The organism is Pseudomonas fluorescens, assembly GCF_040448305.1.
GTDB classification, from domain to species: domain Bacteria; phylum Pseudomonadota; class Gammaproteobacteria; order Pseudomonadales; family Pseudomonadaceae; genus Aquipseudomonas; species Aquipseudomonas fluorescens_BH.
Genome location: NZ_CP148752.1, coordinates 857,752 through 873,248, shown reverse-complemented (window position 1 = coordinate 873,248; position 15,497 = coordinate 857,752). Strand labels below are relative to the sequence as shown.

The 15,497-nt window shown below is 56.2% G+C and carries 13 protein-coding genes; 9 read left to right on the top strand and 4 right to left on the bottom strand.

What is annotated here, in order from left to right:
• Window positions 1-195 precede the first annotated feature (195 nt).
• Both WHX55_RS03850 and WHX55_RS03845 read right to left on the bottom strand, forming a co-directional pair.
• Complete coding sequence (locus tag WHX55_RS03850) at window positions 196-450, bottom strand: hypothetical protein (RefSeq protein ID WP_150727463.1); 255 nt, start codon at window positions 448-450, stop codon at window positions 196-198.
• A 344-nt stretch (window positions 451-794) separates the two neighbouring features.
• A complete protein-coding gene (locus tag WHX55_RS03845) occupies window positions 795-2,378 on the bottom strand; it encodes a peptide chain release factor 3 (protein WP_060541686.1) in 1,584 nt (527 codons plus the stop codon).
• Between the two features lie 439 nt (window positions 2,379-2,817).
• Here WHX55_RS03845 and WHX55_RS03840 point away from each other — a divergent pair, with 439 nt between their 5' ends.
• From WHX55_RS03840 to WHX55_RS03805, 8 genes are all read left to right on the top strand, one after another.
• Window positions 2,818-3,534: an ABC transporter permease gene (locus WHX55_RS03840; RefSeq protein WP_223501413.1), complete on the top strand. Its 717-nt coding sequence runs from the start codon at window positions 2,818-2,820 to the stop codon at window positions 3,532-3,534.
• 20 nt (window positions 3,535-3,554) lie between these two features.
• Window positions 3,555-4,448 carry a glycine betaine ABC transporter substrate-binding protein gene (locus WHX55_RS03835; RefSeq protein ID WP_150727467.1) on the top strand — a complete coding sequence of 298 codons (894 nt, stop codon included), beginning with the start codon at window positions 3,555-3,557 and terminating at the stop codon, window positions 4,446-4,448.
• A 12-nt stretch (window positions 4,449-4,460) separates the two neighbouring features.
• Complete coding sequence (locus tag WHX55_RS03830) at window positions 4,461-5,114, top strand: ABC transporter permease (RefSeq protein WP_353742097.1); 654 nt, start codon at window positions 4,461-4,463, stop codon at window positions 5,112-5,114.
• On the top strand, window positions 5,111-6,268 hold the full coding sequence (locus WHX55_RS03825; RefSeq protein WP_150754356.1) for an ABC transporter ATP-binding protein: 1,158 nt from the start codon (window positions 5,111-5,113) through the stop codon (window positions 6,266-6,268). The genes WHX55_RS03830 and WHX55_RS03825 overlap by 4 nt, the downstream gene beginning before the upstream one ends.
• Before the next feature lie 225 nt (window positions 6,269-6,493).
• Entirely contained in the window at window positions 6,494-6,871 is a 378-nt protein-coding gene (locus WHX55_RS03820) for a hypothetical protein (RefSeq protein WP_150754355.1), read from the top strand.
• 750 nt (window positions 6,872-7,621) lie between these two features.
• Window positions 7,622-8,785, top strand: a complete 1,164-nt coding sequence (locus WHX55_RS03815; RefSeq protein ID WP_353742096.1) for a type III PLP-dependent enzyme — start codon at window positions 7,622-7,624, stop codon at window positions 8,783-8,785.
• Between the two features lie 280 nt (window positions 8,786-9,065).
• Entirely contained in the window at window positions 9,066-10,247 is a 1,182-nt protein-coding gene (locus WHX55_RS03810; protein ID WP_353742095.1) for an alpha-xenorhabdolysin family binary toxin subunit A, read from the top strand.
• A 62-nt stretch (window positions 10,248-10,309) separates the two neighbouring features.
• Window positions 10,310-11,323 carry an alpha-xenorhabdolysin family binary toxin subunit B gene (locus WHX55_RS03805; protein ID WP_353742094.1) on the top strand — a complete coding sequence of 338 codons (1,014 nt, stop codon included), beginning with the start codon at window positions 10,310-10,312 and terminating at the stop codon, window positions 11,321-11,323.
• Between the two features lie 100 nt (window positions 11,324-11,423).
• On the opposite strand, the gene WHX55_RS03800 is transcribed toward WHX55_RS03805, so the two are convergent.
• Complete coding sequence (locus WHX55_RS03800; protein ID WP_353742093.1) at window positions 11,424-12,191, bottom strand: tetratricopeptide repeat protein; 768 nt, start codon at window positions 12,189-12,191, stop codon at window positions 11,424-11,426.
• Window positions 12,192-12,872, bottom strand: a complete 681-nt coding sequence (locus WHX55_RS03795) for a Fe2+-dependent dioxygenase (RefSeq protein WP_353742092.1) — start codon at window positions 12,870-12,872, stop codon at window positions 12,192-12,194.
• Between the two features lie 207 nt (window positions 12,873-13,079).
• Here WHX55_RS03795 and WHX55_RS03790 point away from each other — a divergent pair, with 207 nt between their 5' ends.
• Window positions 13,080-15,404, top strand: a complete 2,325-nt coding sequence (locus tag WHX55_RS03790; RefSeq protein WP_353742091.1) for a TonB-dependent siderophore receptor — start codon at window positions 13,080-13,082, stop codon at window positions 15,402-15,404.
• Window positions 15,405-15,497: the final 93 nt, after the last annotated feature.

Here is a 15,497-nt window from a genome sequence, read left to right as displayed (position 1 = left end):
AACTGTAGGAGCTAGCCTGCTGGCGATAGCGGCATACCAGTCAACATTTCTGTTTACTGGCACACCGCAATCGCTAGCAGGCTAGCTCCCACAGGGATTGAGTAGCTCAAGTAGTCAAGCGTTAACCCGACCCCTTCCGCCTCGATTGCGCATCACTCAGGTAGAAGGGGTTTTCTTTTGCCTGCAATAGAGCGACTACGTCTGGCTGTCGCCCTCTTCCTCATCGGAGTCCGGCTCGTCGGTGGTCGAGTCATCGTCGTTGTCCGCACCACCCTGCCCCTGATCCCCCGGTTCCGATTCGGACTTGGCGATCATCAACCCCGCGTAACCCGCCTGCCCGCTCGAAGCCTGCTCCCCATGATCGATACACTCGGCCCACGCCATCGAAGTTCCAAGCGAGAGCATCACCATTACCTTCAACAGCAGTAAAACGCGAAACAACCTGTTCATAGCCGATTCCTTCCTTTCGTTGAGTGCCTGTCTGGCGCTGAGTCAAATCTAGTTCCGATCAGCCGGGTTCTCCAGATTGGATGCTATCGAGTGGGGGAAAATGCAGAGGGTTGGGAGATTGGTTTGGAATAGGGGTTATTCACAATTCAACTAACACCGAAGCACCCTGTAGGAGCGAGCCTGCTCGCGATGACGGACCTGCAGCCATCATTAATGTCGACTGACAGATCGCTATCGCGAGCAAGCTCGCTCCCACAGGGATCCATCGTCAATCATGGAAATGTGGACAACAAAAAAAAACCCGCAGCTCGCGCAACGGGTTTTTTGGTAAAGCAATTCAGCGCTTAGTGATGCTCACGCGTAGCACGGAATTTCACGTCCGGCCAGCGTTCTTCCATCAGGGCCAGGTTGACCCGCGTAGGCGCGAGGTAGGTCAGGTGACCACCGCCGTCCAGTGCCAGGTTTTCCACAGCCTTGTTGGAGAATTCCTCGAGCTTCTTCTTGTCGCTGCATTCGATCCAGCGCGCCGAGTAAACAGTGATCGGCTCGTAGGAGCACTCGACCTTGTATTCCTCTTTCAAGCGGCTGGCGACCACATCGAACTGCAGCACACCGACGGCGCCGAGAATGATGTCGTTGCTGCGCTCCGGGAAGAACACCTGGGTCGCGCCTTCTTCGGCCAGCTGTTGCAGGCCCTGACGCAGTTGCTTGGATTTCAGCGGATCTTTCAAACGCACGCGGCGGAACAGTTCCGGGGCGAAGTGCGGGATGCCGGTGAAGCCCAGGACTTCGCCTTCGCTGAAGGTGTCGCCGATCTGGATGGTGCCGTGGTTGTGCAGGCCGATGATGTCGCCGGCAAACGCTTCTTCCAGTTGCTCACGCTCGGAGGAGAAGAAGGTCAGCGCGTCGCCGATCCGCACGTCCTTGCCGGTGCGCACGTGGCGCATCTTCATGCCTTTTTCGTACTTGCCGGAGCAGATACGCATGAAGGCGATGCGGTCGCGGTGTTTCGGGTCCATGTTCGCCTGGATCTTGAAGATGAAGCCCGAGAACTTCTCTTCCACCGGCTCCACGGTACGCTCGTTGGCCACGCGGGCCAGCGGGCGTGGTGCCCAGTCCACAACGGCGTCGAGGACGTGGTCGACACCAAAGTTGCCCAGTGCCGTACCGAAGAACACCGGGGTCAATTGACCGTCGAGGAACTCCTGCTGGTTGAACTCGTGACAGGCGCCCTGCACCAGTTCCAGCTGTTCGATGAAACGCTCGTACTCGTCACCCAGGTGGGCGCGGGCTTCATCGGAGTCGAGCTTCTCGATGATCTTGGTTTCGGTGCGCTCGTGGCCGTGACCGGCGGTGTACACGATGATGTAGTCATCGGCGAGGTGATACACGCCTTTGAAGTCACGGTAGCAACCAATCGGCCAGGTGATCGGCGCCGCCTTGATCTTGAGGACGGCTTCGATTTCGTCGAGCAGTTCGATCGGGTCGCGAATGTCACGGTCGAGTTTGTTGATGAAGCTGACGATCGGCGTGTCACGCAGACGGCAGACGTCCATCAGGGCGATGGTCCGAGGCTCTACACCTTTACCGCCGTCGAGGACCATCAACGCCGAGTCCACCGCCGTCAGGGTGCGGTAGGTATCTTCGGAGAAGTCTTCGTGGCCCGGGGTGTCGAGCAGGTTGATCATGTGTTCGCGATACGGGAACTGCATGACCGACGTGGTAATGGAGATACCACGCTGCTTTTCCATTTCCATCCAGTCGGAGGTGGCATGGCGATCGGATTTACGAGATTTCACCGTACCGGCCACCGCAATCGCCTTGCCCATCAGCAAGAGCTTCTCGGTGATGGTGGTCTTACCGGCATCGGGGTGGGAAATAATGGCGAAAGTGCGGCGTTTCGCGACTTCGGCGGCCTGTTTGGTCATGGGAAATCGCCTGGCAGGTGATTCAAAAAAGGGCGCAGATTATAGCCCAAGTTGATCCAAGAACCGAACCGTTGAGCACATTAGGGGTGGCCAAATGCTGCCGCAGATGGGAACCTTTTAAAGCACGGAGACGTCCACTCCCCCGTTACGACCACTCGTCGGGGGCCTGAAACACCTGCAAATCGGCCTGACGAGGCTGTGCTCATGGCTCGATAGCCGTGCGCCTACCCTCTGTAGGAGCGAGCTCGCTCGCGATGGACGTCAACGATAACGCTGGGTACCTGAATGTACGCGTTGTCTGGACATTCTTCGCGAGCAAGCTCGCTCCTACAGTGGAATGCGCTCGGCATGAGCTGCTTATCGCGATCATTTTTTCGGCAGCCAGGAATGGCGTTGCCACACGAAAAAGTGTTCGCCGACTGAAAAAAGGAGTCCGCCTGTGGCTATCCACTATGGCAAAGGGCTGATAGGAGGCGCGCTGGTATTCGCCCTTCTGGCCCTGCTGATCCAATGGATCGGCATCAACACGATCGAACACTACCGCGACGATTTGTTGTTTTACCTGCAAGCTCATCTGGTTCTCGTCCTCGCTTCCATGCTGGCCGCCCTTGTCGTGGGCATCCCCGCCGGCATCCTCCTCAGCCGCCCGTCCATGGTCGGCCGCGCCGAACGCTTCATGCAGTTCTTCAACATTGGCAACACCGTTCCGCCCCTGGCCGTCCTGGCCATCGCCCTCGGTATCCTAGGCATCGGCAGCGGCCCGGCCATCTTCGCCCTGTTCCTCGCCTCCTTGCTGCCGATCGTGCGCAACACCTACGAAGGCCTGAAAAACGTTCAGGGTTCGCTCAAGGAAGCCGCCGTCGGCATCGGCATGACCCCGCGCCAGGTGCTGTGGAAAGTCGAATTGCCCAATGCGGTGCCGATCATCATCGGTGGTGTGCGCGTGGCATTGGCGATCAATGTCGGGACGGCGCCGTTGGCGTTCCTGATCGGTGCCAACAGTCTCGGCAGCCTGATCTTCCCCGGCATCGCCCTGAACAATCAGCCGCAATTGCTGCTCGGCGCTGCCTGCACCGCCCTGCTGGCCTTGTTGCTCGACGGCCTGGTGACACTCGCCAGCCGCCTCTGGCTCGAACGCGGCTTGCGCCCGTCTTAAGCCCCGGCAAAGGAATCGTCATGAAAACATCAAGCTTTTTACTAGGCTGCGTCCTGCTGTTCGCAGGATTTGCCCAAGCCGCTGACAAACCCTTGATCCGCATTGGCGCCCGGGTGTTTACCGAACAAACCCTGCTGGCGGAGATCACCGCCCAATACCTGCGAACCAAAGGCTACGACGCCCAGGTCACCGGCGGTTTGGGCAGCAACCTGGCCCGCAGTGCCCAGGAAAGCGGGCAACTGGACATGGTCTGGGAGTACACCGGCGTATCGCTGGTTTCCTACAACCACGTCACGGAAAAACTCGATAGCCAGCAGTCATTGGCGCGGGTCACCGAGCTGGACGCGAAGAAAGGCCTGACCTGGCTCTCGCCGTCGAAGTTCAGCAACACCTACGCGCTGGCGCTGCCGGCGAACATCGCTGCCGAGTACCCGCAGGTCAACACCATCAGTGACCTCAATCGCACGTTGCGCGCCGAAGCCAAGGACAATCCGCTGGTGGCGCTGGACACCGAGTTTGCCAACCGCTCCGACGGTCTGGCCGGCATGGTCAAGCTCTACGACATGGACCTGACCCGTAAAAACATCCGGCAGATGGACGCCGGCCTCGTCTACACCGCCCTGCGCAATGGCCAGGTATTTGCGGGCCTGGTCTACACCACTGACGGACGCTTGAGCGCGTTCAAGCTCAAGTTGCTGGAAGACGACAAGCACTACTTCCCCGACTACACCGCCGCGCCGGTGGTTCGTCAGGCCTACCTCGATGCGCACCCGCAGTTGGCCGCCCAGCTCAAGCCACTGGCTGACCTGTTCGACGACGAAACCATGCGCCAGCTCAACGCGCGGGTCGATGTCGATCACCAAAGCCCGTCATCCGTTGCCGCAGATTTTCTGCGTCAGCATCCGTTGAACTGAGGAGCAGACGTTATGGATTTTCTCAACGCCTTTTCCCATCTCGACTGGGCACAAGTGCTTCATTTGACCTGGCAGCACATCACGCTGGTCGGTGTCGCCGTGACCCTGGCGATTGTGGTTGGTGTGCCGCTGGGCATCCTGATGACACGTTTCCCGAGCCTCGCCGGGCCTTTGCAAGCCAGCGCCACCGTGTTGCTGACCGTCCCGTCAATTGCCCTGTTCGGCCTGCTGCTGCCGTTCTATTCAAAGTTCGGTCAGGGCCTCGGCCCTATGCCGGCGATCACCGCCGTATTCCTGTACTCGCTGCTACCGATCATGCGTAACACCTACCTGGCCCTGACCAGCGTCGAACCGGGCATTCGCGAAGCCGCGCGCGGCATCGGCATGACCTTCGGCCAGCGCCTGCGCATGGTCGAACTGCCCATCGCCGTGCCGGTGATCCTCGCCGGTGTGCGCACCGCCGTGGTGATGAACATCGGCGTCATGACCATCGCCGCCACCATCGGCGCCGGCGGCTTGGGCGTGCTCATCCTCGCTTCCATCAGCCGCAGCGACATGTCGATGCTGATAGTCGGCGCTGTGCTGGTCAGTGTGCTGGCCATCTTCGCCGACCTGCTTCTGCAATGGCTGCAACGTTCGCTGACTCCAAAAGGACTCCTGAAATGATCGAACTTCAAAACCTCAGCAAGACCTTCCAAAGCAACGGCAAAGATGTGAAAGCCGTGGACTCGGTAAGCCTGACCGTCAATGAAGGTGAAATCTGCGTGTTCCTCGGGCCATCGGGTTGCGGCAAAAGCACCACGTTGAAAATGATCAACCGCCTGATCAAACCGACCTCGGGCAAGATCCTGATCAATGGCGAAGACACCACAGGCCTCGACGAAGTGACGCTGCGCCGCAACATCGGCTACGTGATCCAGCAGATTGGTTTGTTCCCGAACATGACCATCGAGGAGAACATTGTGGTGGTGCCGAAACTGCTCGGCTGGGACAAGCAGAAATGCCACGACCGCGCCCGCGAGTTGATGAGCATGATCAAGCTTGAACCCAAGCAATACCTGCATCGTTATCCACGGGAATTGTCCGGTGGCCAACAACAGCGGATCGGCGTGATTCGCGCACTGGCCGCCGATGCGCCGCTGCTGCTGATGGACGAACCGTTCGGCGCGGTCGACCCGATCAACCGCGAGATGATCCAGAACGAATTCTTCGAGATGCAGCGGGCGCTGAACAAGACCGTGATCATGGTCAGCCATGACATCGACGAAGCCATCAAGCTCGGTGACAAGATTGCGATCTTCCGCGCCGGCAAACTGTTGCAGATCGATCACCCGGACACGCTACTCGCGCATCCGGCGGATGAATTCGTCAGCAACTTCGTCGGCCAGGACAGCACGCTCAAACGCCTGTTGCTGGTGAAGGCCGAAGACGCGGCGGACAACGCGCCTTCCGTCAGCCCGCAAACCCCGGTGGCCGAAGCGCTGGAGTTGATGGACGAGCATGACCGACGCTACGTGGTGGTCACCTGCGCCGAGAATAAAGCCCTGGGTTATGTACGCCGTCGTGACCTGCACCGTCAGACCGGCACCTGCGCGCAGTACCAACGCGAGTTCAATGCCACGGCCGCGTACGACGAGCATTTGCGCATCCTGCTGTCGCGCATGTACGAGTTCAATCGTGCGTGGCTGCCGGTGATGGATGCCGAGCGGGTGTTCCTTGGCGAGGTCACTCAGGAGTCGATTGCAGCTTACTTGAGCTCAGGTCGCTCCCGCGGCGCCAAGACCAGTATTGTTTCACCGGCTGAAGTAGCACTCACTTGATAGATTATCTTTCATAGTCCATTTCGCTTGGCCCATCACCACTTCAAGAGGAAAAACGGAGATAGGGCCATGTGCTGGTGCTATGTAAATTCGCAATCGTTAACAAACGAATATTAAAGACTGTCAAAAGTGATAGGTCCGCTATTGTCTGGAAAAAGTTCTACTCAATCGGGAGCACAGCGACACGCTCTCACAAATAAACTTACCAGGTTATAGAGGTCACCCATGAAAACCATCGATTCGACATCACCTGCCACACCGACACCCGAGACCAGCTCCGTGGAGCAAAAGGTCATGGCTGGTCCACCCACACAAATCATCATAGGAGGCCTGGCAGACCCGCAGCTTGTCAAAAAAGGGGGAAACTTCAAACTGGTGATCGCGGCAAAACTCGTCGATAAAGACGGCAGGGAAATTACAGGCGTTACCTCCGTGTGGACAACGACTACAGCTGGCGCCACTATCAATCGAGGTCCTGGAAACATGAACGGGACATTCACGTTAAACAATGTGCAACAAAACACCATTATTCAATTTACCGTTACCACACAGCAGTACCCAGCCATTCGCAAGAGCGTAAGCCTTAGGCTTAACGTCTATTGATCGGCGACCGTTCCCGTATTTCGTCGGTCAAACAGTGTCGCCCTGATCGACCTTGCTCCTGTTCGGGAGCGCAGCAGCCGTAGTCGCCTGACAGCTCATATGGCTCGGTAAAAATGCAAAACCTGTGGGAGCGAGCTTGCTCGCGATGGCATTTTCACAGCCAACAACGTCGTTGACTGACATTACGCTATCGCGAGCAAGCTCGCTCCCACAGTTCTGTGCGATTTTTTAGTGATTCGCAGGCCGGAAAAAAATATCAACAGCACCGCCTGCAAAAGCCATCCATAAATACCTTGTGAAATAGCCAAATCCCCTCTCAGCTTAACTTCTGGCAGCCAACGTCGCCGATATTGACGCCATCGTAGTTATCAGGGAGTTTGTGCACAAAAGCGTCGAACGTGCAGGTATGTTTAACACTTCAAAATTCTTCGGGAACATCCGACTGTCATCTGAGTCGGTTACAAAGAGTGATGCTCGTAACGTGCGTCAGAAGAGTGCAAAAACGCGACATTTTTTGTTGATCTCAAGCCCCTCACGCCCTAAAGTTCGCGCCGAACGTCCATGCTGGAAACGATCCATCCGGCTCAAGTACTGACGACGAGACAGCAAGGCCAAGGGAAAGCTGCACTTCCCATGGCCTTTTTGCTTTCGGCGACATGCCTTGGGAAGTAGGCGAACCAAAGTGGGGATACGGAGGACGTTCATTTGCACCCATTGATTACTAACGTTTGCCAGTAGGAGCTCCCAGGTATGTCGATCCAGGTCGAAGACTATTTCGCGCGCGAAACCTTTCAGAAAATGAAGGCGTTCGCCGACAAGCAGGAAACCCCGTTCGTGGTGATCGACACCGCGATGATCAGCAAGGCCTATGACGACCTGCGCGCCGGTTTCGAATTCGCCAAGGTCTACTACGCGGTCAAGGCCAACCCGGCTGTCGAGATCATCGACCTGCTCAAAGAGAAAGGCTCGAGCTTCGACATCGCCTCGATCTACGAGCTGGACAAAGTGCTCGATCGCGGCGTCAGCGCCGACCAGATCAGCTACGGCAACACCATCAAGAAGTCCAAGGACATCCGCTACTTCTACGAGAAGGGCGTGCGTCTGTTTGCCACCGACTCCGAAGCCGACCTGCGCAACATCGCCAAGGCCGCACCGGGTTCGAAAGTCTACGTACGTATCCTGACCGAAGGCTCGACCACCGCCGACTGGCCACTGTCGCGCAAATTCGGCTGCCAGACCGACATGGCCATGGACCTGTTGATCCTCGCTCGCGACCTGGGCCTGGTGCCTTACGGCATCTCCTTCCACGTCGGCTCGCAGCAGCGCGACATCAGCGTCTGGGACGCAGCGATCGCCAAGGTCAAAGTGATCTTCGAGCGTTTGAAAGAAGAAGACGGCATCCACCTGAAGCTGATCAACATGGGCGGCGGCTTCCCGGCCAACTACATCACCCGCACCAACAGCCTGGAAACCTACGCCGAAGAAATCATTCGCTTCCTGAAGGAAGACTTCGGTGACGACCTGCCGGAAATCATCCTCGAGCCAGGCCGTTCGCTGATCGCCAACGCCGGCATCCTGGTCAGCGAAGTGGTGCTGGTCGCACGTAAATCCCGTACCGCGGTAGAGCGTTGGGTGTACACGGATGTGGGCAAGTTCTCCGGCCTGATCGAAACCATGGACGAAGCCATCAAGTTCCCGATCTGGACCGAGAAGAAAGGCGAGATGGAAGAAGTGGTCATCGCCGGTCCTACCTGCGACAGCGCCGACATCATGTACGAAAACTACAAGTACGGCCTGCCGCTGAACCTGGCCATTGGTGATCGCCTGTACTGGCTGTCGACCGGTGCGTACACCACCAGCTACAGCGCTGTTGAGTTCAATGGTTTCCCGCCGCTGAAGTCCTTCTACGTTTAAATCCTGCCTGCTGTACAAAAAAGGCCTGTGAGTAATCACAGGCCTTTTTTTGTTTCTACCATCTCCTCTTGAAAGCGATTTCAAAGCGACTTCACAACACATTAAGTTTCGATATCAAAAATCTGTACCTTGTCCAATAGAAACAGCAAAGTGCAGAGTTTCACTTCCTACCCGACACACACTGAAATTCTTCCAGACTTAACTTTAGCCACAACCACCATTACTTTTTCATCGGCAACAACAAGGACCTCCATGACGAAAAAACATAAAAGGGATTTTCATGTTAGCCATTCAAGAACAGACCATTACCGCCGAAGAACTTAACTCACTGACATCGGATTTCATGGGGGCCGTTTCCGGCACCCTCAAAGGTGTCGAGCGTAAGCAAGGACTATTGATTACAAATGACGACATCAGAAAAATCAGGCGCTACGTCAATTCCGGACTGGAACTACCCATCGAAATTGAGGAAATAGAACAGATACACAAGTACGACCAACTGAATATCGCCGGACTTAAATCTGCCGATATGCAAGCCTTGTTCAAATCCATGAGAGAACACGCTAAAACCTGGTCACCGCTGGAATCCAACATGAAGAAAGTTGGTACGGACCTTCATGTATTTGCCGACAATTTCACTTCAAGCAGTCAATCCATCATCGACTACTTGGAGGGACTACCCAGCTGCAACAGTGGAATCGGAAAAATCGGTAGCCTGACCCCAGAGGAAATCGAAAATCTGCCAGAAATTCAGTTAACCGGAGATGAGAAACAAAAAATCCCGGCTTTATTGGCATTGGTTGACGAGCTCAAAACAGTTATTACCGAACACAGTGCAAGCACACAGACCACCAAAGCTCAGATCACCGAATTCAAACATGAAATCAGCAATTCGCTGAAGCCGGCGCTGGGTTTAAAAATAACCCTTTGCAATAGCCATAACTTCAACGTAGAAATACAACTGCTCAATGACCGTCTCGACACCCTCAATCAGCGTATCAACGAAAAACTTGCGGAAATCGAAGAATACTCCGAGAGCAAATGGTGGGGACTCTTCGGTGGCGCAGTCGGCTTTCTCGTTACCTCTACAATCTATGGAGCCAAGGCCAAAAAGGCTCGAAATGAACTGGATGGGCTAACGAGTGAACGACGTGAAATCGAAACAAAGATTGCAACCATCAGTGCAGCCTTTGCGTCGTTGCGGGCATTCGAAACCAACCTCCTGGACCTGCAAATCAGGGTTGAAGATGCGGCTGGCAGCTCATCGAACCTCGACATTCTCTGGGGATTGATAGCGGGTTATGTCGACTCTTCCAGCAAAAGGCTCGATGGCATTACCAATGCCATGTTCCTGGTGTCTTTTGTCGCAAGACTAAAAGGGATGATGAGCAACTGGTTAAATATAAAAGAGCAGGCGGGCGTTTTATTGGCTGCCTTTAACAACGTCACCCGCAACGCCTGACACTCCGCAAATGCAAACTTACACACCGACCATTTATCTTCCTTTTTAAAGACAGGACAATCATGACCGTACATACACTAGGTACCTCATTTCAATACCCCGCACCCGACATGAAAAAAATCAAGGATAACAGGGAAGCACTCAATTATAAAATCCGCACATTGAGCACCATTTACTTACCCGTACTCGGGGAACAATTAAAGTCGCTACAAGAAGAAATAAACTCAACCGACGAGCAGGCGCTCAGCACCTTGACCCTGATCCCCACGGTACTACCCATTGAAGAAATCCAATACTTTCATACCACCATTGAAAACCTGAAACCAGGAACACCCACACCAGAACAGCAGGAGGCGATAGACAGCTTTTACAAAGAGATTAAAACATTAATTGAGAGCGGGACATCCGAAACATTAAAGCTTTTGAATGCATTGAACAACAACCTGACAAATCTGAAAGCGGTGACACTCAGCGACAACCAGTATCGGATCAAGGAACTGGAAACCTCTATCAGCAACGCCACTCCATGTATCCCAGAAGAAGAAGGTGCAATAGCACGACTGGTAAAAAATGAATCAGAACTTACCGCGGCGATAAAACTCATTGAAGCGACAGACACCTTCTCGGTCATCAAGGAATTTCTTCTAACCGCTGAAAAACTCGCCGGTCTCAACCTGTCCGCCCCTCAAGTCGAACTTGTCAAGGCAGGTATTGCCGCCGCCGGCAAGATCCTCAATTTAATCAGTGACAGAATAAAATATGATGACCTGATCCAGGCCAGAAGCGAGATCCAAAAACGACTGGATGACCGCCGCCGCAATCTGGCTCGCATCAATCAAGATATACAAACCCTACAGAATCATAAAAATCAGTTGGAGGAATTTCAATCCGTACAAACACCCAGAGAATCCTATACGCAAGAATTGAGCATTCTCGCCGACGCCATTAATAAATTCCTGAAGATTACCAAATATGACAGGGCCGAAGATCTCGACTCGGTTGTTAAACGCTTCATCGAACAATCAGATATTTTCATGGAGCATTTGAATTCGCTGCACGGGCAATGGAAGAGCTAAACCGGTTTCAATCCGGTTGCTTGCGGCAACTTCGATTGATGCGAGCGAAAAACTGAACAGTGCCTTTTCGCTCGCCTCAATGACTGTCAAACCCACATGCTCATACCAGCGCCCGATTTTGCAATTGCACGGCGCGCTGTTGAAAGCGCGGTGCCAATGCCCGCAGATCAGGGTGAGGAGCGTGTAGCAGTGCCTGGCCGCTGACACGCAGGAAGTTCAGGCTCCCTGCCGCCAAGGCCTTGTGCAACCACACCAAGGCCTCTTCGATTTTCCCGTCCTGCGCCAGAACAGCCGCATAGCTGAATTGGCCACGAAAATCTCCTCCCTCGGCAGAACGTCGATACCACTCGAAAGCGGCATCCGGGTCGGCCTGACAAAATCGGCCTTCCTCCAGATAGCGCCCCAGCAGGTTCATCGACTTCGCATGGCCAAGGTCCGCCGCACGCCGATACCAGCTCAGCGCCCGCGCCTGATCCTCGGTCACACCGCGTCCGGTCGCCAACAGGTTGGCGTAGTTGTACATCGCCCAGTCCAGACCACCGTCTGCGGCACTCCGGTAATGACGCACGGCCACCGAAGCATCAGCAACACAACCCCAACCCTGTTCATGACAACGACCGAGCATGTTGCGCGCCATCAGGTGCCCCTGGCGCGCGGCGATGTCGAACCAGCTCAGCGCCAGCGGTTGGTCCTGCGCGATGCCCTGCCCGTCGAGCAGAATCTGCCCGAGCAAGGCCTGGGCCTCGATCTCACCTTCACGTGCGGCGATCAGGATGGCCTGGGCCGCGCGGGCCGGGCTTTCGTCGAGCATCGCGCGCAGGCGCTCACCGTCGAGCATTTCCTCGCGGCGTAAACGAAAGTCCGCCACTTACACCTCGACCCAGCGACGCAACAGGTTGTGATACGTGCCGGTGAGGCGGATCAGCGATGGATGATCGGGCACATCGCGGGTCAGTTGCTGAATCGCCCCATCCATCTCGAAAAGCAGCGCCCGCTGGCTGTCCTCGCGCACCAGGCTTTGCGTCCAGAAAAACGAGGCGAGTCGCGTTCCGCGCGTCACCGCGTTGACCTTGTGCAGGCTGGTGCCGGGGTACAGCACCATGTCGCCAGCGGGCAGCTTCACCCGTTGGGTGCCAAAGGTGTCCTGGATTTCCAGCTCGCCGCCGTCGTAATCCTCGGGCTCGCTGAAGAACAGCGTGGCGGACAAATCCGTGCGTACCCGCTCGATGCCGCCTTTGGGCTGACGCACCGCATTGTCGATATGGAAGTCGAAACTGCCACCGGCGGTGTAACAGTTCACTAACGGAGGAAAGACTTTGTGCGGCAGTGCAGCCGACATGAACAGCGGGTTTTTCCACAGCCGCTCCAGCATCGCCGCGCCGATTTCCTTGGCCAGCGGATGCCCTTCAGGCAACTGCAAGTTGTGCTTGGCCTTGGCCGACTGGTAGCCGGCGGTGATCTTGCCATCGGCCCAATCGGCTTGTTCCAGAGCCTCGCGAATGCGCTGCACCTCGTCTTTTTCAAACAGGCCGGGAATGTGCAGCAGCATGACAAAGGCACCTGAAACCAAAGGGATGCCAATGGTATTGATTCTTATTGCCTGTGTAAAACACATCTGACGAATGAGTCAGCAGAAACCGTAAGGTTAAATTGTAAAGATTGTAAATTCAGTGCGAATAGTAATGTTTCGCAATTGTTACGAATACCTATTTACCCTATATTCCGCGGCCTCAAATCCTTGGGGAGGGGAATTCAAATGTCGCGTCAACAACCACAAGTACCGGTCAGTTCACCACGTCTGCTCGCATCCGCCATCGGCATGGCGATTACTGCCGGCTCTGCGGGCCACATGGTTTTCGCGGCGGAAAAAACCGACGAAAAAGCACCGGACAAAGTGATTTCGCTGGGTGCCACCGCCATCACCGGCGAAGCCCAGGACGAGACAACCTATAACGTCGAGAAAGCCTCCTCACCCAAGTACACCGCGCCGCTGATCGACACGCCGCGCTCGGTAACCGTCATTCCGCAACAGGTTCTCAAAGACACCGGCGCCCTCAACATGCAGGACGCATTGCGTACTGTTCCAGGCATCACCTTCGGTGCCGGTGAAGGTGGCAACCCGCAAGGCGACCGTCCGTTCATCCGTGGCTTCGACGCCCAGGGCGACACTTACCTGGACGGCGTACGCGATACCGGCTCCCAGAGCCGCGAAATCTTCGCCGTTGAATCGATCGAAGTCAGCAAAGGCCCGAACTCCGCCATTGGCGGTCGTGGCGCTGCGGGCGGCAGCATCAACCTGGTCAGCAAGAAAGCGCACCTGGGCGATTCGCTCGACGGTGGTTTCACCTGGGGCTCCGACCAGACCCAGCGCTACACCTTCGACGGCAACTACCAGTTCACCGACACCGCCGCTGGCCGTCTGAACCTACTGAGCCACGAGAGCAACGTCGCCGGGCGTGACAGCGTCGACTACGACCGCTGGGGTGTTGCACCGTCCCTGGCTTTCGGCCTGGGTACGGACACTCGCGTCAACCTCGACTACTACCACCTCGAAAGCAACGACACGCCGGATTCGGGCATCCCTTACTCCATCCCGGCCGCAGGCTCGGCGGCCCGTACCAAGTCCAATCCGGACAAACCCAATGACGGCGGCGACAGCAGCAACTTCTATGGCCTGACCGATCGCGACTTCCGCAAGACCCGCACCGACACCGCGACCATCGCCGTCGAGCACGACCTGAGCGACGCGCTGACCGTCAAGAACACCCTGCGCCACGGCAACAGCATGCAGGACTATATCCTGACCCAGCCGGACGACAGCAAGGGCAACGTCAACAACGGCAGCGTCTGGCGCCGGGTCAACACCCGCGTCAGCAATACCGAAACGACCACCAACCAGACCGACCTGTTTGGTGACGTCTACATCGCCGGGTTCAAAAACAGCTTCGCCACCGGTATCGAGTTGAGCCGCGAGGAAAGCCAGAAGTCTTCGTACACCGTCAACACCGATACCACGCCAAGAACCGCTGCGGTGACCAATACCTGCAATCCGGCGCAGATCGGTGAGCCAAGCGGCTACAACTGCACCTCGCTGTCCAACCCGACCCCGAACGACCCATGGAACGGTTCGGTTGCCCGCAACTACGCCGGCACCGACACCACGGGTAAAACCTACGCACTTTACGTGTTCGACACCCTGACGTTATCCGAGCAGTGGCTGGTGAACATGGGGCTGCGTTACGACCATTTCGACACCGACTACAAGACCTACAACGCCGCAGGCACCACGACTTCCAAGGGCGATGACGTCAGCGAGTTCGTCACCGGTCAGTTTGGTGTGGTCTACAAACCAGCCGAAAACGGCAGCATCTATGCGTCCTACGCGACGTCCGCGACTCCACCGGGCTCTACGCTCGGTGAGGGCCAGGACGGCAACCCGCTGGGCGGTACGCCGGATCGCAGCGGCAACCTGCTGAGCAGCGACATGGAGCCGGAAACCACCAAGAACTACGAAATCGGCACCAAGTGGGATCTGCTGAACAATCGTCTGTCGCTGACCGCAGACATCTTCCGCACCGAGAAAGAAAACGCTCGTGTGCAAACCAACACCACGACGTACGAAAACGTCGGCAAAACCCGCGTTCAAGGTGTCGAACTGTCGGCCACCGGCAAGCTCACCGACAAATGGCAGGTCTTCGCCGGTTACGCCTACATGGACAGCGAGCAAGTCGATGGCGGCGACATGCCAGCAAACAAAGCCAACGATGGCAACGAACTGCCTAACACGCCGAAAAACAGCGCCAGCCTGTGGACGACCTATCAGGTCACGCCAAGGCTGACCATCGGTGGCGGTGCGTTCTATGTCGATGACGTGTTCGGCAGTGCCGCCAACACCACCATGGTCGATTCCTACGTTCGTTACGACGCAATGGCAGCCTACAAGCTGAGCAAAAACGTCGACCTGCAACTGAACGTGCAGAACCTGACCGACGAAACCTACTACGACAAGGCGCTCTCGAACCACTTCGCCAACCAGGCGGCCGGCCGTACCGCTTTGCTGAGCACCAACTTCCACTTCTGATTGCCACTTACACTGCAATCCCTGTGGGAGAGGGTGAAGGCTGAAATCAGACCAGGCCCCGTTCATACCGTGAACGGGGCTTTTGTGTGTAAA